Origin of the sequence: Micromonospora sp. WMMC415 (genome assembly GCF_009707425.1) — a bacterium.
In the GTDB taxonomy this organism is placed as follows: Bacteria; Actinomycetota; Actinomycetes; order Mycobacteriales; family Micromonosporaceae; genus Micromonospora.
Genome location: NZ_CP046104.1, coordinates 4,375,629 through 4,400,876, shown reverse-complemented (window position 1 = coordinate 4,400,876; position 25,248 = coordinate 4,375,629). Strand labels below are relative to the sequence as shown.

The window sequence follows — 25,248 nt, the reverse complement described above, 5'->3', positions numbered from 1 at the left end:
GAATACGGTAGAAGCGAAGGCAATTCAGCGAAGATCTGCCGGCGAAGCGAGGAACCACATGACGGAAGTCAAGCTCGATCACCCCGGTGGGCAGCTCTCGATGCCGGTGCACCCCGCGGTCGAGGGCCCCTCCGGAATGCGCGTGGGCAATCTGCTCAAGGAAACCGGGCTGACGACGTACGATCCCGGTTTCGTGAACACGGCAGCGTGCTCCTCCGCGATCACCTACATCGACGGCGACGCGGGGATCCTGCGTTACCGCGGCTACCCGATCGAGCAGCTGGCCGAGAAGTCCTCCTTCCTGGAGGTCTCGTACCTGCTGATCTACGGCGAGCTGCCCACCCAGCAGCAGCTCACCGAGTTCTCCGAGCGGATCCGGCGGCACTCCCTGCTGCACGAGGAGATGCGTCGGTTCTTCGACGGCTTCCCCCGCGACGCGCACCCGATGGCCGTGCTCTCCTCGGCGGTCAGCGCGATCTCGACCTTCTACCAGGACAGCCTCGACCCGTTCGACGCCTCCCACGTGGAGATGTCGACGGTCCGGCTGATGGCGAAGGTGCCGACCATCGCGTCGTACGCGTACAAGAAGTCGATCGGCCAGCCGCTGCTGTACCCGGACAACTCCCTCGGGTACGTGGAGAACTTCCTCCGGATGACCTTCGGCGTGCCGGCCGAGCCGTACGAGGTCGACCCGGTCGTGGCGAAGGTGCTGGACCAGCTGTTCATCCTGCACGCCGACCACGAGCAGAACTGCTCCACGTCGACCGTCCGGTTGGTCGGTTCCAGCAACGCCAACCTCTTCGCCTCGGTCTCGGCCGGCGTGAACGCGCTCTTCGGCCCGCTGCACGGCGGCGCCAACCAGGCCGTGCTGGAGATGCTGGAGCGCATCCACGCCGACGGCGGTGACGTCCGCGCCTTCGTACAGAAGGTCAAGGCCAAGGAGGCCGGCGTCAAGCTGATGGGCTTCGGCCACCGGGTCTACAAGAACTACGACCCGCGCGCCGCGATCGTGAAGAAGGCCGCCCAGGACGTGCTCGGCCGGATGGCCAAGCCGGACCCGCTGCTGGACATCGCGATGGAGCTGGAGGAGATCGCGCTCGCCGACGACTTCTTCGTCTCCCGCCGGCTCTACCCGAACGTGGACTTCTACACCGGCCTGATCTACAAGGCCATGGGCTTCCCGACCAAGATGTTCACGGTGCTCTTCGCGCTGGGCCGGCTCCCGGGCTGGATCGCCCAGTGGCGCGAGATGATCAACGACCCGGAGACCAAGATCGGCCGCCCGCGGCAGGTCTACACCGGCTCCCCCGAGCGCGACTACACCCCATCCAACGAGCGCTGAGGTGCAAGGAAGGGCCCCTTCTTAACGCCTCAGGTAGAGGAAGGGTCCCTTCTTAACATCGGTGCCGCACGAAGGCCGCCGACCTGGAGTCCGGGTCGGCGGCCTTCGTCGTCCGCGCCGATGGGCAGGTGTTAACAGGGGGCCCTTCCTCTACCCCAGGCGTTAAGAGGGGGCCCTTCCTTTCACCGCAGGGCGGGGGTGGTTAGGAGGTTGCCGGAGGGGAGGGGCGGCGGGGTGTGGCCGTGGGTCATGCGGTGGGCCGCCCTCGCCGTGGCGAAGGTGGGGGCTTCCGTGATCGCTGCGGCGTACGTCGAGGCGGTGCGGGCGGCTATCTGGGGCCAGCCGTACTGGTCGTGGACCATCTGGCGGGCGCGGCGGGCGAGTTGGCGGGCGTGGTCGCGGTCGGACAGCAGGGCGTGCACGGCGTCGGTCAGGCCGTCCGGGTCCTGCGGGCGGAAGGTCATCCCGGTGACGCCCGGCTCGACGATCTCGGCGAGCCCGCCGGTCGCGGACACGGCGAGGGGCGCCCCGGCGGCGGCGCCCTCCAGGGCCACCATCCCGAACGGCTCGTAGATGCTCGGCACCGCGAAGCAGTCCGACGCTGCCATCACCGCCGGCAGGTCGGTGCCGCCGAGGAACCCGGGCAGGCTGACCGTGTCGCCGAGGCCGAGCCGCCGCACCTCCGCCTCCAGTTCCCCGCGGTACGGGCCGTCGCCGACGATCACCGCCCGCAGTCCGGGGTGCCGGTCGCGCAGCCGGGGGAGGCCGGCGAGGAGGTGCTGGACGCCCTTCTCGTACACCAGCCGGCCGGCGAAGGTGACCAGCGGGCCGTCCCCGGCGAAGCGGGCCCGGGCGCGGGCCACCGCGGCGGCCGGCGCCCGCCAGCGGCGCGGCTCCACACCGTTGGGCACGACGTCGACGCGGGCGGTCGGCACCCGGAACAGGGTCGTGACCTCCGAGCGCATGTAGCCCGAGCAGGCGATGACCCGGCCGGACTCGGTGGCCAGCCACTGTTCGACACCGTGGATGGTGCGGTTCATCTCCTCGGGCAGCCAGCCCTGGTGCCGGCCCGCCTCGGTGGCGTGGATGGTGCTGACCAGGGGGATGTCCAGGTGCTCGCGCAGGGTCATCGCGGTGTGCGCGACGAGCCAGTCGTGGGCGTGGATGACGTCGTACCCGCCGGTCTCGGTGGCGCGCAGGGCGGCGCGGGTGAGGGTGTGGTTGAACGCCATCGTCCAGGCCAGCAGCGAGCCGGTGGCGAGGGGGAAGGTGACGGGGTCTTCGGCGGCGCGGACGATGCGGACGCCGTCGGCGTACTCCTCCAGGGGTGCGCCGTCGGCGTGGCGGGTGACGACGGTGACCTCGTGGCCGGCGGCGGCGAGGGCGACGGACAGGGCGTGGACGTGCCGGCCGAGGCCGCCGACGAGCACCGGCGGGTACTCCCACGACAGCATCAGGATCCGGCGGGGCTGCGGGGGGACGCCCGGGGCCGGCTGGGCCGGGACCTGGGTACGGGAGGTGAGGGTGGGCCGGTGGATCCGGTCCGGGGCGGTGGCGAGCGGCTCGCCGACCCGCAGGGTGGTCACATCAATCTCCGTCCATGCATGGTGGGTCGCGCCGGCGCCGGTGCCGGCAGAGAAGGTGGTGGGGTCGGCCGAGAGGCCGGGGGGAGGCGCGCACCCGCGCGCTCTATCCAAGAAAGCGCATGCGGGCCGATTCCGCACCCGGGAGAAGGGCGACCGTGACGGAAGACACCTGAAGGTTTACCAGGGGTCAGTAGGGTGGATTCCGGTCATCGGCCGAACGGTGGGATTGGTGGCGAATTCTGTGGGGCAATAACCGCGTGCGTGCCAGCGGTCCCGCCGGTGGCCCGCTCATGGTGCGGTGCCGCGCTCATGATCGTGTGCCGAAGGAGCGACATGCAGGTCTGGCCGGGTGAGCGTTACCCCCTCGGGGCCACCTACGACGGGATGGGCACCAACTTCGCGATCTTCTCCGAGGTGGCGGAGAAGGTTGAGCTCTGCCTCTTCGACGAGTGGGACATCGGCACCGAACGCCGGGTCGAGCTGCGCGAGGTCGACGCGTACGTGTGGCACGCGTACGTGCCGGGGATCGAGCCGGGCCAGCGGTACGGCTACCGCGTCCACGGCCCGTACGACCCGGCGAACGGGCTGCGCTGCAACCCGCACAAGCTGCTGATCGACCCGTACGCGAAGGCGATCGACGGCGACGTCGAGTGGAACCCGGCGGTGTACGACTACGAGCTGGGCGACCCGGACACCCGCAACGACACCGACTCGGCGCCGTTCATGCCGAAGTCGGTGGTGGTGAACCCGTACTTCGACTGGGGCAACGACAAGCCGCCGCGCACCCCGTACCACCATTCGGTGGTCTACGAGGCGCATGTGCGCGGCCTGACGATGCGCCACCCGGACGTCCCGGAGGAGCTGCGCGGCACGTACGCGGGCATCGCCTCCCCGCCGATGATCGAGCACCTGCGGAAGCTCGGGGTGACCGCGATCGAGTTGATGCCGGTGCACCAGTTCGTGCACGACCACCGCCTGGCCGACCTGAGCCTGCGCAACTACTGGGGTTACAACACGATCGGCTTCTTCGCCCCGCACCACGGCTACTCGGCGCTGGGCCGCCTCGGCCAGCAGGTGCAGGAGTTCCGCGGCATGGTGAAGGCGCTGCACGCCGCCGGCATCGAGGTCATCCTCGACGTCGTCTACAACCACACCGCCGAGGGCAACCACCTCGGGCCCACGCTGAGCTTCAAGGGCGTCGACAACGCCAGCTACTACCGCCTGTCCGAGGAGGACCGGCGGTACTACGTCGACTACACCGGCACCGGCAACAGCCTCAACGTCCGCAGCCCGCACTCGCTCCAACTGATCATGGATTCGCTCCGGTACTGGGTGACCGAGATGCACGTCGACGGCTTCCGGTTCGACCTGGCCGCCACCCTGGCCCGCGAGTTCTACGAGGTCGACCGCCTGTCCACCTTCTTCGAGGTGGTGCAGCAGGACCCGGTGGTCAGCCAGGTGAAGCTGATCGCCGAGCCGTGGGACGTCGGGCCGGGCGGCTACCAGGTCGGCCAGTTCCCGCCGGTGTGGACGGAGTGGAACGGCAAGTACCGGGACACCGTCCGCGACTTCTGGCGCGGCGAGCCGGCCACCATCGCCGAGTTCGCCTCCCGCATCTCCGGCTCCGCCGACCTCTACCAGGACGACGGGCGCCGCCCGTTCCACAGCATCAACTTCGTCACCTGCCACGACGGGTTCACCCTCAACGACCTGGTGTCGTACAACGACAAGCACAACGAGGCCAACGGCGAGGAGAACCGGGACGGCGAGAGCCACAACCGCTCCTGGAACTGCGGCGTCGAGGGCGAGACCGACGACCCGGGAATCCTCGGCCTACGCGCGCGCCAAAAACGCAACTTCCTCGCCACCCTCATGCTCTCGCAGGGCGTGCCGATGATCGGCCACGGCGACGAGCTGGGCCGCACCCAGCGGGGCAACAACAACGCGTACTGCCAGGACAGCGAGCTGGCCTGGATCGACTGGGAGCACGCCGACACCGCCCTGCTGGACTTCACGAGGAGACTGGTCGAGTTCCGCCGCCGGCACCAGGTGTTCCGCCGCCGCCGCTTCTTCACCGGCCTGCCGGTGCGTTCCCGGCTGGTCGACGAGCCGCTGCCCGACCTGGCCTGGTACACCCCCGACGGCCGGGAGATGACCGGCGAGGACTGGGGCAACGACTTCGGCCGGTCGGTTGCGCTGTTCGTCAACGGCGAGGGCATCCGCGAGCGCGGCCAGTACGGCCAGCGGCACGTCGACAGCTCGTTCCTGCTCTGCTTCAACGCCCACGACGCGCCGCTGGACTTCACCATGCCGCCCGCCGAGTTCGGCCAGCGGTGGGAGCTGGTGATCAGCACCGCGGAGCCGGAACCGGAGAAGACGACGACGGTCGAGGCCGGCGACGCGCTGACCGTCCCCGACCGCTCGCTGGTGGTCCTGGAGAGGACGATCTGATGCCCCCCACCCCTCAACCCGGTCCCGCCACGTCGACGAGGGTCGGGTCGACCTACCGCGTGCAGGTCCGCCCCGGCTTCGACTTCGACGCCACCGCCGGGCTCGCCGGCTACCTGGCCGACCTCGGCGTCACCCACCTCTACAGCGCGCCGGTGCTCGCCGCCACCCCCGGCTCGCAGCACGGCTACGACGTGGTCGACCACCGCCAGGTCAACCCCGAGCTGGGCGGCGAGGCCGGCCGGCAGCGCCTCCTCGCCGCGCTGCGGGCCGCCGGGCTGGGCCTGGTCGTGGACATCGTGCCCAACCACGCCGGGGTCGCCCGGCCGGCGGCCAACCCCGCCTGGTGGGACGTGCTGCGCCGGGGCCGCGACTCCGCGTACGCCCGCTGGTTCGACATCGACTGGGACCGGGGCCGGCTGCTGCTGCCGGTGCTCGCCGACGACCCGGCGGCCCTCGACGACCTCAAGGTCGTGGACGGGGAGCTGCGCTACCACGAGCACCGCTTCCCGATCGCCGACGGCACCGGCGACGACACGCCCCGCGAGGCCCACGACCGGCAGCACTACGAGCTGGTGTCCTGGCGGCGCGGCGACAGCGAACTCACGTACCGCCGGTTCTTCGCCGTCGCGGACCTGGCCGGCCTGCGGGTGGAGGACCCGGAGGTCTTCGCCGCCACCCACGAGCTGATCCTGCGCTGGGCGGAGGCCGGGGAGATCGACGGCATCCGCGTCGACCACCCCGACGGGCTGCGCGACCCCACCGGCTACCTGGCCCGGCTCCGCGCCGCCGCGCCCGCCGTGTGGCTGGTCGTGGAGAAGATCCTGGAGTACGGGGAGGAGCTGCCGGCCTGGCCGGTGGACGGCACCACCGGCTACGAGGCACTCGCGGCGGTCTCCGGCCTGTTCGTCGACCCGGACGCCGAGGGGGACTTCACCGCCCTCGACGCCCGCCTCGTCGGCGGGCACACCTCCTGGGAGGACCTCACCCACGACACCAAGCTGGAGGCTGCCACCCGGCTGCTGTCGGCGGAGCTGACCCGGCTCGCCATGCTCGTCCCCGAACTGGACCGGCACGCCGTGCGGGCGGCGCTCGCCGAACTCGCCGCCGCGTTCGACGTCTACCGCGGGTACCCGCCCGAGGGCGCCCGGCACCTCGCCGCCGCCCGCTCCGAGGCCGGCCGGCGGCGACCCGACCTCACCGGAGTGCTGGACGCGGTCACCCGCCGGCTGCGCGACCCGGACGACGAGCTGGCGAAGCGCTTCCCGCAGCTCACCGGCGCGGTGATGGCGAAGGGTGTGGAGGACACGGCCTTCTACCGGTGGAGCCGCTTCATCGCCCTCAACGAGGTCGGCGGCAGCCCCGCCCACTTCGGCACCCCGCCGGCCGAGTTCCACCGCTTCGCCGCCGCCCGCAACGTGCGCTGGCCGGCGGCCATGACCACCATCTCCACCCACGACACCAAGCGGTCGGAGGACGTCCGCGCCCGCCTCGCCGTGCTCAGCGAGCTGCCGGAACGCTGGGCCGTCCAGGTCGGGAGCTGGCTGGCCCGCGTGCCGCTGCCCGACCCGGCCTTCGCCCATCTGCTGTGGCAGACCGCCGTCGGCGCCTGGCCCGTCGAGCGCGAGCGCCTCCACGCGTACGCGGAGAAAGCGGCCCGGGAGGCGTCGACCGCGACCATTTGGGCGGACCCCGACCCGGTCTTCGAGCAGGCGATGCACGACCTGGTCGACGCGCTGTACGACGACCCGGCGCTGAACGCGGAGCTGACCGCCTTCGCCGACCGGATCACCCCGGCCGGCTGGTCCAACTCCCTCGGGCAGAAGCTGGTGCAGCTCGCCATGCCCGGGGTGCCGGACACCTACCAGGGCACCGAGCTGTGGGACAACTCCCTCGTCGACCCGGACAACCGGCGGCCGGTCGACTTCGGCGTACGCAAGGACATACTGGCCCGGCTCGACGCGGGCTGGCATCCTCCGGTCGACGCGTCCGGGGCGGCGAAGCTGCTCGTGGTGTCGCGGACCCTGCGGCTGCGCCGGGACCGCCCGGAGCTGTTCACCGGCTACCGCCCGGTGCCGGCGCGCGGGCTCGCCGCCCAACATGTGGTCGCCTTCGACCGGGGCGGTGCGATCGCCGTCGCCACCCGGCTGCCGGTGCGGCTGGCCGCCCGGGGCGGGTGGCGCGGAACCAGGCTGTCGATGTCCGCTCATTCTGTTACAGACATGTTCACCGGACGGGTCTACAGTGGGTCTGAGCTGCTCCTTCATGATCTGCTGAGCACCTATCCCGTCGCCCTCCTCGCTCCCACCTATTCCGTGGAGGCCGCCGCATGACCGAGTTCAGGGTGTGGGCGCCCGAAGCCGCCCGGGTGCGGCTGCGCCTCTTCGGCGAGGCCGACCACGAGATGCGCGCCGGCACCGGTGGGTGGTGGCGGGTCGAGGTGCCCGGCGCCGGCCCCGGCACCGACTACGCGTTCCTCCTCGACGACGACGATTACGCCCTGCCCGACCCCCGCTCGTCGTGGCAGCCTGACGGCGTCCACGGCCCGAGCCGGGTCTACTCGCACTCGGCGTTCTCCTGGACCGACTCCGGCTGGACCGGCCGGCAACTGCCCGGCAGCGTCCTGTACGAACTGCACGTCGGCACCTTCACCCCCGAGGGCACCTTCGACGGGGTGATCGCCAAGCTCGACCACCTGGTCGACCTGGGCGTCGACATGATCGAGCTGCTGCCGGTCAACGCCTTCAACGGCGAGCACAACTGGGGCTACGACGGCGTCTGCTGGTACGCGCCGCACGAACCCTACGGCGGGCCGGACGGCCTGAAACGCCTGGTCGATGCGGCCCACGCCAAGGGGCTGGGGGTGATCCTCGACGTCGTCTACAACCATTTCGGGCCCTCCGGGGCCTACGCGCCGATGTTCGCGCCGTACCTCAGCGAGCAGTCGAACCCGTGGGGCCGGACGGTCAACCTCGACGGGCCGCATTCGGACGGGGTGCGCCGCTACATCATCGACTCGGTGCTGATGTGGCTCCGGGACTACCACGTCGACGGCCTGCGCCTGGACGCCGTGCACGCGATGCCGGACGCCCGCGCAACGCATCTGCTGGAGGAGATGGCCGTCGAGGTCGAGGCGCTGTCGACGCACCTGGGCCGGCCGCTGTCGCTGATCGCAGAGTCCGATCTCAACGACCCGACGCTGATCACGCCCCGCGAGGCCGGCGGGTACGGCCTGCACGCCCAGTGGAACGACGACGCCCACCACGCGCTGCACACGCTGCTGACGGGGGAGCGGCAGGGCTACTACGGCGACTTCGGCTCCCTGGAGTGCCTGACCGACGTGCTGACCGGCGGATTCTTCCACGCGGGCACCTGGTCTTCGTTCCGCCAGCGGCACCACGGGCGGCCGGTGGATCGGCAGCGGGTTCCCGGGCACCGGTTCGTGGCCTATTTACAGAACCACGACCAGATCGGGAACCGGGCTACCGGGGAACGGATCTCTTCCACACTTTCGCCTGGGCTGCTGCGGGTGGGGGCGACGTTGCTGATGACGGCGCCGTTCACGCCGATGCTGTTCATGGGGGAGGAGTGGGCTGCTTCGACGCCGTGGCAGTTCTTCACCTCGCATCCGGAGCCGGAGTTGGCTGCTGCGGTGGCTGCTGGTCGTAAGCGCGAGTTCGCTTCGCACGGGTGGGGTGCTGATGCAGTGCCGGATCCGCAGGATCCGGAGACGTTCCTGCGGTCGCGGCTGGACTGGGCGGAGCTGGACAAGCCGGAGCACCGGGAGATGTACGAGTTCTACCGGCGGCTGATCGCGCTGCGGAAGAGCCGGCCGGACCTGACCGACCCGCGGCTGACGGCGGTCGACGTGCGGCACGGGGACCAGTTCCTGCTGATGCGGCGGGGCGAGTGCCTGGTGGCGGCGAACCTTGCCGCCAGGCCGCAGCGGATCACGTTGCCCGGGGTGGTACGGAGGGTGTTGCTGGCCACCGGAGACGGGGTCACGGTGATGCGCGACCGAATCGAGCTACCAGCGGAGACGGCGGCCATCGTGGCGCTATGACCCTTCGGTGCTACCCCGTGCGGAGATGAGGGAGCTGCCGCCAAATCTCCGATGCGCAACCCCCTTCCGACTCTGCCGGGAACCGCCTACGAAGTCATCAGTTCGAACATGTATAGGCCGCGTAAGCCAACGGTCGCAATTAGCTGACTGGCCGGTATCCAAGTGCAGCATCGGAGGTCACCATCGACTCGCATCGTAGTCGCCCGCTGCCATGTGTCAGTCGCGAATATCTCTAGGCTGCCGCGGGATGTGGTGGCTGCTAGGTAGCGGCCGTCAGGAGAGGTCTTGATGCTAGTTACGATGCCGTTGGTCGCGATCTCCTTCACCCGCGCCTCTTCACCTATACGCCACAACGCTATCACGTCGTTATTGCTTGAGGTGGCAATCCACTCTTTGTTGGGCAAAATCTCCAAGGCCGTCAGAGGGCCCTCACCCGATGCCGACCATCGAGCCGAGTCGCTTTCCAAGTCCCAAACTCGCAAGGACCCGTCAAGTTCGCCGATAAGCAGAAACTCGTCGCGCACTGCGAACGCTACAACTCCTTCCAATCCTACCCTGAGGTTCAATGCGCCTGACAGAACCTTTCCTTGGATTGGTGACTTTCGAACATTCCAGGCACGTAGATTGTGCTCGGAGTCGAGGGCGACCAGCCATTTGCCAGTCGGCTCGCCCGCGATCGCCTTGATTTGACGATGGGTTCGCCCATCCTTGTCGAGGGCTAGCTCGGCGCGCAGCGTGTTGGTGGTTTGGTCCCAAAGTCGGATTTTCGGGTCAGTTCCGTGGGTGGCGATCCAGTTGCTATTCACTACTACAGCATCATGTGCTGAACTACTTATGGTGCGAGGTGTGCCCGCGTCGCTTAATCCATAGTTGCGAGGATCGTAGGCGAATCTGCTTTCATCCGTCGCCCAAAGGCGGGCACCATGATCGGCGCCCGTCGTGACGATCCATGAGCCGTCTCCGGCAGCGCTAACGCTCGTCGAACTAACGCTATCCGTAGGTGTGGCTTGCTCGCCTGTTGCGCTCACATCCCATGTTCTGACAGTTCCGTCGAGGCTGGTAGACGCTATCCACGACGCGTCGGGCGCAACTTGGACCGCTGTCAATTCATCGGAGTGGCCACCCAGGGACGCAATCAATTTGTTACTCTCGGTACTCCAAATTCTGATCACTGCATCTTTGCCGGCCCCAACCAGCCAGGAGGAATCCGGCGATGATTTGAGGTCGACGATAGCGCCAGCAGACGTGTCAAGCGTGTCTGACCTCTCCCTCTGCAGGAATTTCCAAAGAGTGACGACGCTCCCGCTGGCGGTTGCTAGCCATTTACTATTTGCCCCGAAGGTGATTGCAGAAAACCAGCCAGATCGAGAGGGCAGGACGGCGTGTAGAGTGGCTGTGGCGGTGTTCCACATCCGCGCCGTTTCGTCGCGGCCGGCCGTCGCCAGCCAATTTCCGTCGGGCGAGGCGGCAAGCATAGTAACTTCTCCGCGATGCCCGCTTAAGGCAGCGATGAGAGTGCCGGACGATGCATTCCAAAGACGGATGGTGCACCCGCTGCTAGTAGCAATCCATGAGCCGTCCGGCGAGGCAACGACGGCCGTGACCGTCGCGGCGTGACCTGGCAGCTTCCGCTTCAACCTGCCGCCGTCGATCTCCCACACGCGGGCGACCGGGTCGCTTTCGGCAGTGACTACCCAGGTGCCGTTTGCATCGACGGCCAATGCGTTTACCGGCGGAGCTTGTTCCGCGAAGCGGGCCAGCATTTGCCCGGTCTCGGCGTCCCACACGCGAACGCCGTCTTCTCCGCCGCTGATCACGCGTCGGTCGTCAGAGGTGATCGTGACTAGGCGGACCGGTCCCGTATGGCCACCGAGGGTCATCTTCACCTGGCCAGTCGCGCTGTCCCAAAGTCTTATCTTCGCGTCCGCTCCTGACGTCGCGAGCCAACCGCCGTCCGAAGACATGGAGACCGCGAGGGCCGGCCCATCGTGGTCCACGAGATTCCGCCGCATCGCGGGGTGAGGTAGATCGGGCAGCGGCCATCGATGAACTAAGCGCGTCCCTGTAAGCGCTTCTTGCAGTGCTTCGACCTGTGGGCGCCAGCGTGACCGATCCCGAAGGCGGCTGTGAAGGATGTGAACGACTGCGTCCTGCGGCTCAGTCGGAGCCAAGAGATGCGAAGCGCGCCCTAAGTCGGCTCGCAACAGTTGGCTCTGGGGCGTATGGAATAAGGCCAAATCGCTGTAGGGCGCCGCAGGGCCGGACCGCAGGAGCCGTCCGCCGACCCAAACGAGGTTGCCAGCCAGTTCCTCTCCTTCGCTAGACCTGCCCGCCGCAATTAGGTGCGAAACGAGGTGGTCCCATACGTATCGCTGGCCGTTGGCTAGCTTCCACCATGCAGTCCTCAAGTCAGAGTCGCTATCGAGTCGTGAATCATCCTCCTGAGAAACGTGCTGCGCGATTGCATCGACTAACATGTTGTTCAGCTCACGCACACGCGTCGTTCCCAGCTCGGCCCGAAGAAAGTCGCGTACGACGTCGTGCATTGAGAACGCCCCCCCGTCGATGGAGGATTTAACCAATAGAGCAAGTTGAACCATTCGTCCGCATAAAGCCTGCGAGTCCGCCCGGGTAAGAGAGGCGGTCTTCCACCACAGCATGGATATGACTTCGATCGGGATGGCCTCGTCCTCGACGAAAATCCCCAGCTCCGCAAGGCGTTGGTCGCCGTCATTCCTTAGTAACTTGGTGCTCGCCTCGATTGTTGCCCGCACCGCCCGGGCGCGCTGTTCCGGTATGTTCAGGTCAGGCTCTTGCCAAGTATCAGTCAGCCCGTCGATCTCTGCGGGGCCGCCTTCGCGTAGCAGGCGAACAACGTCGGCGCCTACCCTGCTAGCATCCCGCCCGTCTGAGACCGCGTTGGCTATGACCCGGTTAACGAGCCGAAGCAAGAGTGGCCAGCGTCCGGTTGCCGCTAGGAGTTGGTCGACGGTCGGTGCAGGAATGGCCGGCAGAGACCACACGAGTACCTGCCGCGCCTGTTCAGGCGACATTTGGTCAACCTTGATGGTGATGGCGTCACCTGGTAGCACGGACGGGAGTCTGGTCGTGACGAGGCGCGCGCAGCGAGGCCCACCGACCATGAATGGAGAAACTTGATCCTGATTCCAGACGTCGTCTATCAATAACAGCATTCTTGGTCGAGCGTCCAATAGCCGACCAAGGTGCTGTCCAGCGAGCCTTGGATCTGAGAAGTTTGCGTCCTCGCCAGTAACTATTCTTATCGTATCGTTCACCCTGTTGGCTATTGATTCAGGAGACACCAGGTCTCGACCGAGGGTGATCTGATACACCCGGTTCTTGAATCGGCGCTTTATGCGTCGGTCCGCGCAAACGACGCTGGCGAGGGTGGTCTTGCCAAATCCGCCAGCACCCCGAAGAGCTGTCGTAATGCCGACTGCGTGACCATCGCCACGAACCAGTCCGCGGACAACGTGGTCAACTTCGGCCGGCCTTCCGATTACCCATCCTGGCGGTTCGGGAACGCTCGGCGGTGTTGGATCGCTTTGCTGCGGCGCGCCCTCGCCCTGTTGCCGCCACATCACAAGGCTCAATGTAATCGCTACGACGGTGAGGCTAACGGTCCATGGTAGAGGATGGTCTCGGACAGGTTCTAGGACGGGCGGCCACGCCATCTCCTTAGACGAAAGGATGTTGATGGACAGGCCAGTCAGATTCGCCACGAGTACGCTGAGTATGACGTAGAGGCTATACTTGACGGCCTTCACTGGACGTCGGCGTGGCATCTGGTCCCCAACGATGCTCAAGGTCTTGCTAATGAGAGGTGTCGTCACCCAAGGCGAGTCATCTACTCCGACCCCCGAGGTACGGTGTTCGGATGATGCAAGGCATCACGTTGAAGTCCTGCCTTGCATCATCCTCCCTAGGTGCCTCTCGGACACTACCGGCTCGGGTCCCAGCTACGGGGTCCCTCGTGGTCGGCCTTTTAGGCGAACTTGAAGTAGACGTCCGTCGGTGCGGCACTGGGTAAGGTTCGGCCTGTGGCGGTCCCTCGCGTCCGTAACTGGATACCACCTGCGATCGATGTGGTGGCGATGCGGCCACCACGGGCCCACGTTCGCTGGTACCACCACCGCGCCCGAGTACGACGCCGAACCCACAACTCATGATCAACTAAAGCGCGGCTGCCCTACCAGTTCTCTTCCCCGGCCGGCACCTGTTGCAAGGCATCAGGGATGAATTCCTGGTAGCTCTCGCGGAGATAGCGAGTCACCCGCTCATCGGTCGCTTCGTACTCGAGTTGCTTGCGGAAGAACGAGAGCTTGCGCTCGGCCGCGTCAAGGATCTCCCCCCAGTGCATGACCCAGACGCCGTACTCCTCTTGATCGTCTGCAAGGCCAGGCGGCTTGTCGCGCTGCCGAATATCACGCTTGATCGAATCCTTGTACTCGTAAGTGGCCAGAACGAACTTCCACTTACACTTGACACCGCGGTACTGCGGGTCCTCGACGATTGCTCTCGCGTACGACTTGACCTGATCGAGTTCTTGGCGGCCAACCTTGACGGTGGGCCGTTTCAGCTCAACGATGAGTCGTTCATTCTGCCGTTCATCGCCGATCCCTCGATAAAGCAGAATGTCGACCCTGCCACTCCGGCCGTCGCTACGAGCCACTCTCTCTAGGTCACCTTCTAGGGCCACGTCTTGCCCTAGGCGGCCCAGGTGTTCTCGGAGTACTGCCGTGAGGCCGACCTCTGTCCGGGCGAGGGTCCACTCCTCACCGAATAGCCACAGGTTCTTGGCAATCATGGGATGGAGCTGATCGACCTCGCGTAGCTCGCGGCGCAGTTGAGGATCTGCGAGCAGTTTGCGCAAACCTCCGATGAAGTTCAACCTGTCGACGATTGTGTTTGTTGCGCTAATTATACTCGACAGTTGAGTGTCGTCGATAAGCCGACCGAGATGGGCGCGCTCCTGCGGGCTTAGCGACAGAACCCGATCGAGGATGCTGTGGAGGTCGCTCGGATCGCGTTCGAGCGCGGCTTGAATCAAGTTCACGGATAGTTGACGAGGGGCTCCACGAGGTGGAAGTGCGGCCCGGGCAACGGTTACCACCAAGTCGAAGGTTTGGCGTTCGACAACCTGCGTAGGGCTCAATTCCGTTGTGTCATAAGGGTACAGACCCTCTGTCTTCAATTGCTCCACGACCTGGCCCGAAATCTCAACCCGGCGTCGCGAAGCATGCTTTCGGATCGCTTGCTCAGCGGCATGAAGCAAAACGGCGTGAGTCATCGGCAGCATATGGATGTCTTCGACGGACATGTCGCTGAAGCCGCGCCAGCGCAGGTACGGTGTGAAGGACACTACTGGGTCGTTCCAGTCCTCTCCATACTCGGCAAGTGCGATGCCTTGAGCATTGCAGATAAGCATCTTGCGGTCAGTTGTTCGAGTCTTCCACTCGACGAAGGTAACAATCGGCGGAGATTCGGATATGTACTCGGAGGGCAGCTCCAGTCGTAGGTCCACCACGTCCTGTATGATGTTCTCCGGGTTCAGTATGACTCCGTCATACTCTACTTTGATCCCAGGATAGGCTTTCAGGTAGAACGCTAGTCGCGCTGCTAGATTGTCTGGCGCATCAGAACTTTCGAGAGCGCGATGGCGCTTGCCTTGGGGGACCGTGATAGTGACTACCGTACCTGCGCTGTCGCCTGTCTCGGTCGGGTCCTCAATGTTCCAGATGGTCGGCCTGTTCCTGGTGCCCGTAATGCGTGTTCGAACATTGCGTCCGTCAACCGTCGCTACCGAGTTCCAGGCGAATTGTTCTCCGAGCGCCAAAGTGTACAGACGGCCTTCGCCATTTTGGCCGTGCAGAATACGTTGATGGCCACTAGTGTGCGTCTGCCTGGATTTCCAGGTATCACCGTACTCCCGGAACGACTCTTCGGCCTGGCTTGGGGAAATTCCCTCCCCGTTGTCGCTGACGATTATTCGATCGACAGCCCCGGTGAGGGTTCGCTCCAGCTCAACTTTGACATAGGTGGCGTTCGCATCTAGGCCATTCCAGACAAGCTCGGCGATTGCGGCGATAGGTTTCTTGTGCTGGAACTGACGTATTTTTGGCTCTCCGACAGCGAGCACCACTTCGGTCATCGGATGAACCCCCGTTGCTGTCCGAGAGAAGGTGAACGCTCAGAGTAGGAGATGGCGTGGTGCTTTACTGTCGGATATCTGTCATTGCGTCCCAGGTCGACGCCGGTGTCCAGTCAGAGCAGAAAGGGGGCCGTTTCCGGCGCCTCTCCGTACGGCGCTGAAGGACGGTCCGCCCACTGTTACGGCTTTAGATCGGACCGGCCGGCGCTCGGGGCTTGCGTACAGGCCGTCCGGGCTCTGTTGAACCCTCAACCTCGGGGAGGTCAAGCGGCCGGTGTACCTAAGCCAGGCGTTCGCGTGCGAGCGCGACGAACGCGAAGCAATTCAAGCGCCGGCGGCCGAGGTGTTGGAGTTCGACGGCAACGCGAACGCGCAACGGTAGTGAGCTGCCGGAAGCCATCCGCCGCCTGTCGACAGCACCGCTGACAGCAATACTGTACGGGGACGATCAAGTCGGGCCGCCCGCGAACGATGACCTGGGTGTCGATGACCTGGGCGGACGCCGCCAGACGGAGCGCCCAGAAACCACAAGCGAGGGGTGGCGGTCTCGGCGGCTGACCGCCAGGGGGCGACCTACTCGGCGACGAAGACGCCCACGCCGGGCAGTGTCTCGGTCATTCCCTTGATGCGTAGGACCTGCATCGCGCGGTCGATCACCGGCTCGGTGACCCCGTAGTGCTCGATCAACTCTCGCCGGCTGGGCAGCTTGGAGCCCGGCGGGAACTCGCCGGACGCGATGCGTTCGGCGAGGTCGTCGGCGATCTGCTCATAGCGGTAACGCGGTGGCACTGTGTTCCCCTCGGTTGGCAACACGAGTACTACCACCTAAGTCAGCCCTTGACTACCCAACGGTACCTATGGGAGGTTGCCGAGGAGGTCGTTCCCCTCGGTTGGCGCTGTTGGGCCGTCCTCGCCGGCGTGGATGTCCGTCGCAGCCCCCGCGATCGGGCATCCACGCCTTTGCTCAGAGAAGCACGAGGAAGAACGGGCTCGATGGAGGTGGGATGCACGGTCGGGACGACGAGCCGATAACCCGAGGCGAGCAGGTCGAAAAGGCTGAGCGGGAGGCTGCGAAGCGACGCCTCTTGGAGCAGGCCGAGGCGGAGCGCGTACCCCTGGAGGACACCACCCGGGCGGTGCCGGACCGGCGGTGGCGGCGTGACCACCGATGACCTGCCGATTGGTCGTCGGGTGGCGCGCTGGCGGGTACGGCGGCGGATGACCCAGCAGATGCTCGCCGACCGGCTCGGCCGGTCGAAGAGCTGGGTGGACAAGGTGGAGCGGGGTGTCCGCGCGTTGGACCGGTACCCGGTGATCCAGGAGATCGCCGAGGTGCTGCGCGTCGACCCGATGGCGCTGCTCGGCCAGCACCGCCCGCCCGCACCGGCCACACCCCAGGCGCTGGACGGTGTGGACGGGATCCGGGCCGCCCTCGCCCGCTACGACAACCCACCGCCGAAGCCGACAGGTGAGGTCCGGCGGCACGTCGAGCACGCCTGGCTGACCTACCAGCACGCGCACTACGCGCAGCTCGTGCGGGTGCTGCCGGGGCTGCTCGACGCCACTCGAAACGGAGAGCCAGGGCTGCTCGTGCCGGCGTACCGGATCACCTCGTCGCTGCTGGTGAAGCTCGGTGAGGCCGACCTCGCCTGGCTGGCCGCCGACCGGGCGATGGCCGCGGCGGGCGGCGATCCGGTCCGGGTCGCGACGGCGGCCGTGTCGATCGGGCAGGCGTTGCGCGCGCTGGGCCGGCACCGGTTGGCCCTCGCCGCGACGCTCGCCGCCGCGAGCCGCCTCGCGCCGACGCAGGCGCCGGCCGTCCACGGGACGCTGCTGCTCCAGGCCGCCCTGGCCGCCGCCGGCTGCGGCGACGCCCGCCAGGCCGGGGAGCTGACCGAGCGGGCCGCCCGGATAGCCACGCAGGTCAGGGCTGGCGACGATCCGCATCGGACCGGCTTCGGGCCGGCCGCCGTTGAGCTGGCGCGCGTCGTGGTGGCGGTCGAGCTGGGGGACGCCGGGGGAGCGGTGCAGCGGCACGCGACAGTCATGCAGCGGGAGGCGTGGCGGCGGCTGCCGGCCGAGCACCGGGCCGCGTACCTGGTGGACGTCGCGCGGGCGTACCTCCAGCTCGGTGACCTGCGCGGGGCGGCCCGCGCGCTGGTCGAGGCCGACGCCGTCGCGCCGGCTGAGGTCCGGTGCCGGCCGTTGGCGCGTACGGTGATCGCCGAGGTCGCCCGGGGCCACCCGGCGCCGGCCGGCGTGGCGCGCCTGGCGACGCTGGTCGGGCTCACCCGCTGACCCGCCCAGACCTCTCGCGTCGATCCGCGCGGTCATCGCGGTGTTGATCCGGTGTACGCCCCGCACGTCCGGCCGAAGATCGGGACGCTAGCGCAGCGTGATGTAGAGGTCGCCGCGTCCGGGGTCGGTCTGCCTGAGATGTGGCACGCCCTGGCCCGCTACCCGGATCCTGATGCCGGGGTGCGCTCGGGGCGGCACCCGGATCCGGAACGTCGCGCCGTCGAGACCGACCACCGGCAGGATGCCGCCCGTTGCGAAGTCGATGGACGAGCCGTCCACGGTGCAGTGCAGGTCGTCACCGACACGAGTGAACCGTTCGTGGGGCAGTTCGTGGATTTCGATGTACAGGTCGCCGCAGGTTCCCCCGTAGCGTCCCGCCTCGGCCTGTTGCGCCAGCCGGATCCGCATCCCGTCCTCGATGCCGGCCGGAAACTTGACGGTCAGCGTCCGGCGGGTCCTCAACCGCCCGTCGCCTCCGCAGTCGCGGCAGTCGAACAGCGCCGGGAGCTCTCCGCCGCAGGTGCTGCACGTGACGGCTGTGTCGATCGTGATTGGTGCTTCCCGGCCGAACGCCGTCTCCTCCAGGCTCATGTCGAACCGGAGGATCGCGTCCGCCCCGCGGCTGTGCCGCAGCGCGGTGGTGGCGGTCTGCTCCGCGGCGGCCCGCCGATGCGGCGGAATCTGCTCCCGCGTGGCGCGTTGCACCAGCGCATGGACGCGTACCTCGCTGGCGTCGTCGGTGAGCGCCACCAGGCTGAGCCGCTGCAGGCAGTGCAACGCGTCGCGGGCGTCGGCTGCGCCGACCTGCGGTCGCACCTGCCGGGACCGCCGCAACGACGCCAGGAAGCCGGTGCGGCGCGGCGACGACCCCCGGCCCTCGTCCAGATACCGCAGCGCGGCCAGGGTGATGAAGACACTGGTGGGCACGCCGTTGGGGTCCAGATGGCTGGCCAGCTCCAGCAGCGGCCGGGCCAGCCCGGCCGGGGTCATCGCGTCGGCCAGCTCGATCGACAGCGACCAGGTCGCGGCGACTGTCGCGCGGTGACCGTCGGGCAGTGCCTGCGGCTCCGGCACGAGTTCGGCCAGCCGCCGTCGCCGGTCGGCGAACCGCTTGCGGTACTCGCCGCAGGTCAATCCCCGGTCCAGGAGATACGCGGCGGCTTGGGCGAGGGCCAGCGGCAGGTAGCCCAGGTCGGCGGCGAGCCCTGCTGCGTCTTCGGCGAGGTCAGCCCGGCCGGCCAGCTTGCCACGCAGGTATCTCTCGGCCTCGGCCGGCGTGAAGACGCCCACCTCGACCGGGATGCGGCCGGAGCCGAGCAGCGCTGCGTCCCGACGGCGGGTGGTGACGACGGTCCGGCCGTTCGGCGTCGACGGCGGCCACAGCCCGGCGAGGTCGCCCGGTTCGGTGAGGTCGTCCAGGACCACCAGCCAGCGTCGCCGGGTGGTGGCGAGCCAGGCAAGGAACCTCTCGGCGGCCCGTTGCTGGTCCTTGTCGTCGGTCCCGCTGAGGTGGTTGCCCACGGAAGCGTACGACGACAAGATGCTCGCCCGGGACGTGGCGGTCGTCCAGACGAGCAGATCCACCGCACCGTCGGCCAGCTCCCGCCGGGCGAGATGGGCGGCGAGTTGGGTCTTGCCGACGCCGCCGAGACCCGACAGCACCTGGCACACGACCGCGGTACTGCCCGGCGCGGTCGCCGCGTCCAGCGCGGACACCGCGTCCCGCAGCTGGAAGTTGTCGGCGGCCGGTGGAATCGACCCCGACTGGTACGGCCAGTCGACCTGGTTGCGGCCGCCGACCGTGACCGGGCCGTAGAAGGCGCCGACCGGACCGTACGCGTCGCGTAGGCGTAGGTCAGGCAGATCAGTGGTGCCGGCAGCCGTCGCCTCTACCCGGCTGCCGGCGGTGCTGGGGGGAGCTGCGTCCGTTGGTCGAAACTGACCGGCGCGTGGAAGGAGCCGACCGCCCCGTTGACCGTGTCCACGGTGATGTTCAGCTGTGCGGCGCGGGCGGGGTCGGCCAGGGTGAGCAGCTTCCGGGCCGCCGCCAGGATTTGCGGGTCGGCGACGGCGCCGCTGTCGTGCAGGTCCTGACCGATGCGGGCCTGCCACACCCCCGGCTCGGTCTCGTCAGTCGTCAATTGCTCCAGGGCGGTGTCCCGTCCGGTGAACCGGCGCGTCAACGACGCCTTCAACAACTGGTAGCTGTCTTTGACCGCTTCGGTGGCGGTGCCGGACACCCCGGCGGTCGCGCCGGCCGCCAGTGCCGCCACGATCACATTGATCTCGTCCACTGGCCCACTGTACGGCGCAACCGCTCCTCGCCTCCGCCATCGACTGGGCGGGCACGCTGACAGACGGCGGGATAGTGGAGCGATACTCCGGATGTCGAGGGCGGTGGCTGATCTTGGCGTCGACGCGACACGGGCGCGTCAGCGGCCGGCGCGTCTCCAGGCGCGGTAGAACTCCTTGTAGAGGAAGCGCTGCACCGGCGTGCCCGTCGCTGACACCTGTTTGCCGATCGCCCGTGCCCCGATCCACATGCCGGCGACCTTGGGAACGCCGGGCACCGACTCGGTCACCGACGCCACGCCGTTGACCAACTCCTGCTCCACCGACGACAACGCCACCTTGCGCAGGCCCAGTCGCTCGAGCAACTGGCGTTTCGCCCCGCTGATGTCCCGGGCCAAGCGGAGATGATCCTCGTCGGTGACGCACCGGGCGACGGCGGCACGCAGGTCGGCCGCCTTCTCGCGGTAGTCGGCGATGCGGGCGACGACCAGCTCGATCCAGTCGCGGTGCCGGAGTCGGCCGGTCTCCCCGCTGTGCCAGAGCCGCCCACCAAGAAGCGGAAGCTCAAGTTCGAGAAGCTGTACGCGATGTGTGTCGCTGTCATCCGCCGCCGTGACGAGGGAGTCGTGGATTCCTCGGATGGCCTTGATGACGTTGAGTACGGTCCCCTCGGTCGCGCCTTCGGTGGAAAGGTCGAAGGTGAGCAGGAAGTCACGCCGGATCGGATGCGCCTGGTAGGACAACTTCGTGCTGTCCGCTCTCGACTGGTACTTAAGTCCCCGCGCCAGGGTGGCCGCGACGTAGACCTCCTCGCCGGGTGGTGCCATCGCCTGCAGCGGCCCGCGCAACACGATCGAGGCCGCTCTAGCCCAGGCCCCGAAAGGATCGTCCTCGACCCCGTCCGACGTGCCGATCCGGTCTGCGTGATGGCCTACGACCCGGACGTGTTTCGCTTGGAAGGCACACCACCCGTGAATGCGCTTCGACAGCGAATTGCGATCGCCCTGCAGCGCGTCATCGCAGGCGACGGCCTGCTCGATGAATTGAGCGAGTACCTGGTTGCCCCGCCAACTCTGCAGCTCGTGCAGCGCCGCCTTTTCGACCTGCCGTACCCGGCTCATCTCGTCGGAGTCCAACTGGAGCGGATGCAGGAGCCCCGCGTCGGCCAGAGCCCGGAGAAGGTACGGCTTCTCACCAAAATCCGCTGCGGTGGGGCGAGTGAGGACCGGATGCGCCACCCACACCCGATCCATGAAGATCAGGGACTGGATCAGTTCGACGAATGACTGACGAGCGAACGGATCTCCGGGCCGGAGCAGGTTGTTCTGGGCGACAACGAAGTCCTCGGCACTGATGATCGAGGTGACGTCTACGAGGACTTCCGTGTTCCGGTGCGGGAGTCCCGCGCTAGCTCCACGAACCACTTGACGGCCTCCGGGCGACCCATCACGGTGCTGGCGAAAGTCGGCTCTAGCGCGGCGAGTGTCTCCATGGGCACCGGCAGGGCCCTGCTCGCATTCAAGTTTGTGGACATTAGACCGACGATTTCACCGAGGCACAAGCCCGCCAACCCGTCCCAGACCTTCTGCCGAGGGCGGTAGAAGAGGTCGAAACGCGGTGCGTCTTCGGCGACGCCGGTGAGATCCAGCGCGGTGCGGAGCATGTCCAGCGTCTGTGACGTGGTCCTCGTCTTCACCTGGTAGCCGGCCTCCAGCACGGCGGCCTCGTGGCTCGGGGCTTCGGACCGCGCACTCCGAGTCAGGGATACGACACGTGTGGGTTGCCGGTTGTAGGCCGCCGGGCGGTCATTGAGCGTGATCCTTCGTTCGGCGGCGGCGGCCGTCACCACTACCGGACCGTTGCCGCTGGCCAGTTCAGGGGCCACGATCAGGGCGGCCACCGGTTCCCGCCGCTCCATCAGGCAGACGACCGAACAGAACTCCACACTCTGTGGCCGGACGAACTCGGCCGTGCCGTCGATCGGGTCGATGACCCAGATCCGTTCGGGCTCCTCATCCAGAGCGGGCCGCCAGGCGCCGCTCCCCGACTCCTCGGCCAGGATCCGCGCCTCGGGATCGACGGAGCGGATCCTGCCGATGATCATTTCCTCGATCGCGAGGTCGGCCTCGGTCAGGAGCGTCCGGTCCGCCTTCACCTGCACATCGAGTTCGGCCACCCGCGATCGGTACGACCGCAGCATGCCGAGAAGTTCTCCCGTCAGGTCAGTCCACAGCCTGTCAAGATTCATCGTTTCGACTCTCCTTGCGGCCGGCCCGGACGGCGGTCCATCGACGGGTTCCATCATTCCATCTCGAGGAGCACCTTCCGATCAGCCTTGTTTGGCTGCCTGAGGGGACCGCGAGAAGGCTTTGGACGCTGCGCAGAGGTCGGTGACCCTCGCTTCTGCGGCCACGATCATCCGTACATGTGCTGGTTGTCGAGTTGACCGACCGGGCCGCTGCCCGGGTGCGGGCCGGGGGCTGCCGGCCGAGCGCCGGGCCGCGTACCTGGTGGACGTCGCGCGGGCGTACCTCCAGGTCGGTGACCTGCGCGGGGCGGCGCGCGCGCTGGTCGAGGCCGACGCCGTCGCGCCGGCTGAGGTCCGGTGCCGGCCGTTGGCGCGTACGGTGATCGCCGAGGTCGCCCGGGGCCACCCGGCCCCGCCAGGCGTGGCGCGCCTGGCGGGGCTGGTCGGCCTCACCCGGTGATCCGCTGGAGCGTCGGGCCGTTCGCGGCGTCCTATCCGACCTTGAGGGCGAGCTTCCCGACATAGTGATCGTTCAGGGCGCGATGCGCATCCTTGACCCGCTCGAACGGGAAGGTCCGGGCGACGTGGACTTCGAAGGTGCTCGCCTCGATGATCGCGTTCAGCCGATCGGTGGCGGTGCGGCTTCGATCCCCGTCGTAATGGGACACCGGCGCGCTCGGCGGCGTCACCGGCACGGGCAGGACTCCGTTCGGCCAGGCGATCCGCCCCGAGCTCTTGATCGCGCCAAGGGAACGTTCGGCGGTCTCGCCTCCCACGGTGACCAGAGCCGCATCGAGCCCGTCCGGCGCGAATGCGGACGCCGCAGCCAGCACATCGTCTCTGCGACCGTCGACGGCGTGGTCAGCGCCCAGCCGCCGGGCCAGGGCGACACCGTCGTCCCCGGAGGCCACGGCCAACACCCGGAGGCCGCTGTGCCGCGCCAGCTGCACGGCCATGTGCCCGATACCCCCGCTGGCTCCGAACACCATGAGTGTCTGGCCCGGCCGCAGGCCGAGCAGATCGAGACCGCTCAGCGCGGTCAGGGCATCCCACGCCATCGGGCCGGCCTGTTCGGTTGGCATCCGGTCGGGCACACGCGCCACGAACTCCGCCTCGACGACGCCGTACTCGGCGTAGAAGCCGCCACGCGGCACCGGCATCGACGCCGCGTAGACACGGTCACCCACGTCGAACCGGGTGACGTCGCGCCCGACCGCGGCCACCGTGCCCGCCGCGTCCCAGCCGAGGACGTAGGGGAAGGTCGACGCGACGCCGAAGGCGCCGTCGTAGTGCCCCTCCCGCTCGACCGCGTCCCAGGACCCGACCCCGGCGAACTCCACCCGGATGAGGACGTCGTCATCCCCGACCTCGGGAAGCGGCATCTGGCGCGGCGAGAGTTCATCGACGCCGCCGAACCGGTCAAGGACGATCGCGTTCATCTGCGGCTCCACGATCGTGCCGCTCGCCGTGCGCTCGGCTCTGCTGTCCATCCGCCCTCCTCGGTTACTTGAGTGAATCAAGGATCATTCGATCACGACTAGTTGAGCGAATCAAGTAACTGTTCTAGGCTGGGAGCCGTGGCGCTGTCGAACAAACCCGCAACCACCTCGTCCGAGGCCGAGGCTGCCATGTTCGACCTGGTCGACGTCTACGACCGCGCCTACGAGGCGGCCGCGGCCGAGTTGTCGCTCAGCCCGGCGCAGGCATGTGTGCTGGGGCGGCTCGACGAGCGACGCGGCATGGGCGCCCTGGCCGAGGAACTCGGCTGTGATGCCTCCAACATCACCCAGATCGTCGCGCGTCTCGAAGCGCTCGGCCTCGTGGCCCGCGAGCCGGATCCCCGGGACCGCCGCGCACGACTGGTCGCGCGAACCCGTCGGGGAAACGAGATCAATCAGCGGTTCGCGACGGCCTTCACCTTCGCCCGCACCGCGGTCGGACGACTCTCCCCCGACGAACAGGACCAGTTGACGGCGTTGCTGCGCAAAGCACTGGGCTGACCTGTAGGAGCCGGCCACGCCGATGAGAAATGGCGCCGACAGTAGTCAGAGTACGGTCCGGTGAAAACGCGCTGCGCCCATCAAGGGAGAGCAACGAGATGAGACCACTTCGATACTCGATCAACGTCACACTCGACGGCTGCTGCCATCACGAGGCAGGGCTCCCCCCGGACGAGGAGTCGATGCGCTACTGGACCGCTGAGATGGAACGAGCCGACGCCCTGCTGTTCGGCCGGGTGACCTACGAGATGATGGAGTCGGCGTGGCGGCAGCCGGCCACGGGCACGTGGCCTGACTGGATGGATGAGTGGGAGATCCCGTTCGCCGAGACCATCGACCGGGCGAAGAAGTACGTCGTGTCGAGCACGCTGAGCGGGGTCGATTGGAATGCCGAGCTGGTGCGAGGCGACCTGGGGCAAGCGGTTCAGCGGCTCAAGCAGGAGCCAGGCGAAGGCCTGTTCGTGGGTGGCGTGACGCTCCCTCTGGCGTTGGCAGATCTGGGACTGATCGACGAGTACGCGTTCCTTGTGCAGCCGGTCCTTGCCGGACACGGGCCGACGTTGCTCGCCGGTCTGCGCGAGCGCATCCAGCTCGAGCTCGTGGATCGCCATGAGTTCCGGTCGGGGGCGGTCGCCCTGCGATACCGGCCCGCGAGTAACGGCTTGACGTGATTAGTCCTGGCACTTGCCGAGGGCCACGCAGTCAGGGCGGGCGCCGATCCCCATCGGACCGGCTTCGAGCCGGCCGCCGTCGAGCTGGCTCGGGTGGTGGTGGCGGTCGAGCTGAGGGACGCCGGGGG

General features: G+C 67.6%; 17 protein-coding genes and 1 pseudogene. 8 read left to right on the top strand and 10 right to left on the bottom strand.

The window, feature by feature from the left end:
- The first annotated feature begins 58 nt into the window (after positions 1-58).
- Positions 59-1,342 carry a citrate synthase gene (locus tag GKC29_RS20725; RefSeq protein ID WP_155332397.1) on the top strand — a complete coding sequence of 428 codons (1,284 nt, stop codon included), beginning with the start codon at positions 59-61 and terminating at the stop codon, positions 1,340-1,342.
- Positions 1,343-1,524: 182 nt separating this feature from the next.
- On the opposite strand, the gene GKC29_RS20720 is transcribed toward GKC29_RS20725, so the two are convergent.
- Positions 1,525-2,928 carry a glycosyltransferase family 4 protein gene (locus GKC29_RS20720; protein ID WP_155332396.1) on the bottom strand — a complete coding sequence of 468 codons (1,404 nt, stop codon included), beginning with the start codon at positions 2,926-2,928 and terminating at the stop codon, positions 1,525-1,527.
- A 333-nt stretch (positions 2,929-3,261) separates the two neighbouring features.
- Here GKC29_RS20720 and glgX point away from each other — a divergent pair, with 333 nt between their 5' ends.
- The 3 genes from glgX to treZ are packed head-to-tail and all read left to right on the top strand — an operon-like array spanning position 3,262 to position 9,439.
- Entirely contained in the window at positions 3,262-5,379 is a 2,118-nt protein-coding gene (glgX, locus tag GKC29_RS20715) for a glycogen debranching protein GlgX (RefSeq protein ID WP_155332395.1), read from the top strand.
- The gene (gene treY, locus GKC29_RS20710) at positions 5,379-7,709 is read left to right on the top strand and encodes a malto-oligosyltrehalose synthase (protein ID WP_155332394.1); all 2,331 of its coding nucleotides are present in this window, start codon (positions 5,379-5,381) and stop codon (positions 7,707-7,709) included. Before glgX ends, treY begins: the two co-directional genes overlap by 1 nt.
- Complete coding sequence (gene treZ / locus GKC29_RS20705) at positions 7,706-9,439, top strand: malto-oligosyltrehalose trehalohydrolase (protein WP_155332393.1); 1,734 nt, start codon at positions 7,706-7,708, stop codon at positions 9,437-9,439. The genes treY and treZ overlap by 4 nt, the downstream gene beginning before the upstream one ends.
- 86 nt (positions 9,440-9,525) lie before the next feature.
- On the opposite strand, the gene GKC29_RS30065 is transcribed toward treZ, so the two are convergent.
- The 4 genes and pseudogenes from GKC29_RS30065 to GKC29_RS20690 all read right to left on the bottom strand — a co-directional run bounded on the left by GKC29_RS30065 (position 9,526) and on the right by GKC29_RS20690 (position 16,400).
- Positions 9,526-11,319 carry a WD40 repeat domain-containing protein gene (locus GKC29_RS30065; RefSeq protein ID WP_230689094.1) on the bottom strand — a complete coding sequence of 598 codons (1,794 nt, stop codon included), beginning with the start codon at positions 11,317-11,319 and terminating at the stop codon, positions 9,526-9,528.
- A gap of 33 nt (positions 11,320-11,352) precedes the next feature.
- Positions 11,353-13,041, bottom strand: a pseudogene (locus tag GKC29_RS30605) (NB-ARC domain-containing protein); the annotation flags it as partial.
- A gap of 608 nt (positions 13,042-13,649) precedes the next feature.
- Positions 13,650-15,611 carry an ATP-binding protein gene (locus GKC29_RS20695; protein ID WP_155332391.1) on the bottom strand — a complete coding sequence of 654 codons (1,962 nt, stop codon included), beginning with the start codon at positions 15,609-15,611 and terminating at the stop codon, positions 13,650-13,652.
- A 573-nt stretch (positions 15,612-16,184) separates the two neighbouring features.
- Positions 16,185-16,400 carry a GntR family transcriptional regulator gene (locus GKC29_RS20690; protein WP_230688735.1) on the bottom strand — a complete coding sequence of 72 codons (216 nt, stop codon included), beginning with the start codon at positions 16,398-16,400 and terminating at the stop codon, positions 16,185-16,187.
- A 369-nt stretch (positions 16,401-16,769) separates the two neighbouring features.
- Between GKC29_RS20690 and GKC29_RS20685 the strand changes: the two genes are divergently transcribed.
- Positions 16,770-17,909, top strand: coding sequence for a helix-turn-helix domain-containing protein (locus GKC29_RS20685; RefSeq protein ID WP_155332390.1), 1,140 nt, complete (start codon positions 16,770-16,772; stop codon positions 17,907-17,909).
- 87 nt (positions 17,910-17,996) lie between these two features.
- On the opposite strand, the gene GKC29_RS30060 is transcribed toward GKC29_RS20685, so the two are convergent.
- The 4 genes from GKC29_RS30060 to GKC29_RS20660 all read right to left on the bottom strand — a co-directional run bounded on the left by GKC29_RS30060 (position 17,997) and on the right by GKC29_RS20660 (position 22,449).
- Positions 17,997-19,625, bottom strand: coding sequence for a DnaJ C-terminal domain-containing protein (locus GKC29_RS30060; protein WP_230688734.1), 1,629 nt, complete (start codon positions 19,623-19,625; stop codon positions 17,997-17,999).
- 173 nt (positions 19,626-19,798) lie between these two features.
- Entirely contained in the window at positions 19,799-20,203 is a 405-nt protein-coding gene (locus GKC29_RS20670) for a hypothetical protein (protein ID WP_155332389.1), read from the bottom strand.
- A gap of 138 nt (positions 20,204-20,341) precedes the next feature.
- A complete protein-coding gene (locus GKC29_RS20665) occupies positions 20,342-21,625 on the bottom strand; it encodes a hypothetical protein (protein ID WP_230688733.1) in 1,284 nt (427 codons plus the stop codon).
- Positions 21,571-22,449: an inositol monophosphatase family protein gene (locus tag GKC29_RS20660; protein ID WP_196255675.1), complete on the bottom strand. Its 879-nt coding sequence runs from the start codon at positions 22,447-22,449 to the stop codon at positions 21,571-21,573. The genes GKC29_RS20665 and GKC29_RS20660 overlap by 55 nt, the downstream gene beginning before the upstream one ends.
- A 142-nt stretch (positions 22,450-22,591) precedes the next feature.
- Here GKC29_RS20660 and GKC29_RS20655 point away from each other — a divergent pair, with 142 nt between their 5' ends.
- Complete coding sequence (locus tag GKC29_RS20655) at positions 22,592-22,909, top strand: hypothetical protein (protein ID WP_230688732.1); 318 nt, start codon at positions 22,592-22,594, stop codon at positions 22,907-22,909.
- A 31-nt stretch (positions 22,910-22,940) separates the two neighbouring features.
- On the opposite strand, the gene GKC29_RS20650 is transcribed toward GKC29_RS20655, so the two are convergent.
- A complete protein-coding gene (locus GKC29_RS20650) occupies positions 22,941-23,939 on the bottom strand; it encodes an NADP-dependent oxidoreductase (RefSeq protein WP_230688731.1) in 999 nt (332 codons plus the stop codon).
- A gap of 87 nt (positions 23,940-24,026) precedes the next feature.
- Between GKC29_RS20650 and GKC29_RS20645 the strand changes: the two genes are divergently transcribed.
- Together GKC29_RS20645 and GKC29_RS20640 are read left to right on the top strand one after the other, a co-directional pair.
- Complete coding sequence (locus GKC29_RS20645; RefSeq protein WP_155332387.1) at positions 24,027-24,449, top strand: MarR family winged helix-turn-helix transcriptional regulator; 423 nt, start codon at positions 24,027-24,029, stop codon at positions 24,447-24,449.
- Positions 24,450-24,547: 98 nt separating this feature from the next.
- The gene (locus tag GKC29_RS20640) at positions 24,548-25,120 is read left to right on the top strand and encodes a dihydrofolate reductase family protein (protein ID WP_155332386.1); all 573 of its coding nucleotides are present in this window, start codon (positions 24,548-24,550) and stop codon (positions 25,118-25,120) included.
- Positions 25,121-25,248 lie beyond the last annotated feature (128 nt).

Excerpts from the sequence above, each read along its gene's own strand:
- GKC29_RS20725 (WP_155332397.1), top strand. The coding sequence starts at position 59 with ATGACGGAAGTCAAGCTCGATCACCCCGGTGGGCAGCTCTCGATGCCG.
- glgX (WP_155332395.1), top strand. The coding sequence starts at position 3,262 with ATGCAGGTCTGGCCGGGTGAGCGTTACCCCCTCGGGGCCACCTACGAC.
- treY (WP_155332394.1), top strand. The coding sequence starts at position 5,379 with ATGCCCCCCACCCCTCAACCCGGTCCCGCCACGTCGACGAGGGTCGGG.
- treZ (WP_155332393.1), top strand. The coding sequence starts at position 7,706 with ATGACCGAGTTCAGGGTGTGGGCGCCCGAAGCCGCCCGGGTGCGGCTG.
- GKC29_RS30065 (WP_230689094.1), bottom strand. The coding sequence starts at position 11,319 with ATGACCCTCGGTGGCCATACGGGACCGGTCCGCCTAGTCACGATCACC.
- GKC29_RS20695 (WP_155332391.1), bottom strand. The coding sequence starts at position 15,611 with ATGACCGAAGTGGTGCTCGCTGTCGGAGAGCCAAAAATACGTCAGTTC.
- GKC29_RS20660 (WP_196255675.1), bottom strand. The coding sequence starts at position 22,449 with ATGAATCTTGACAGGCTGTGGACTGACCTGACGGGAGAACTTCTCGGC.
- GKC29_RS20650 (WP_230688731.1), bottom strand. The coding sequence starts at position 23,939 with ATGGACAGCAGAGCCGAGCGCACGGCGAGCGGCACGATCGTGGAGCCG.
- GKC29_RS20640 (WP_155332386.1), top strand. The coding sequence starts at position 24,548 with ATGAGACCACTTCGATACTCGATCAACGTCACACTCGACGGCTGCTGC.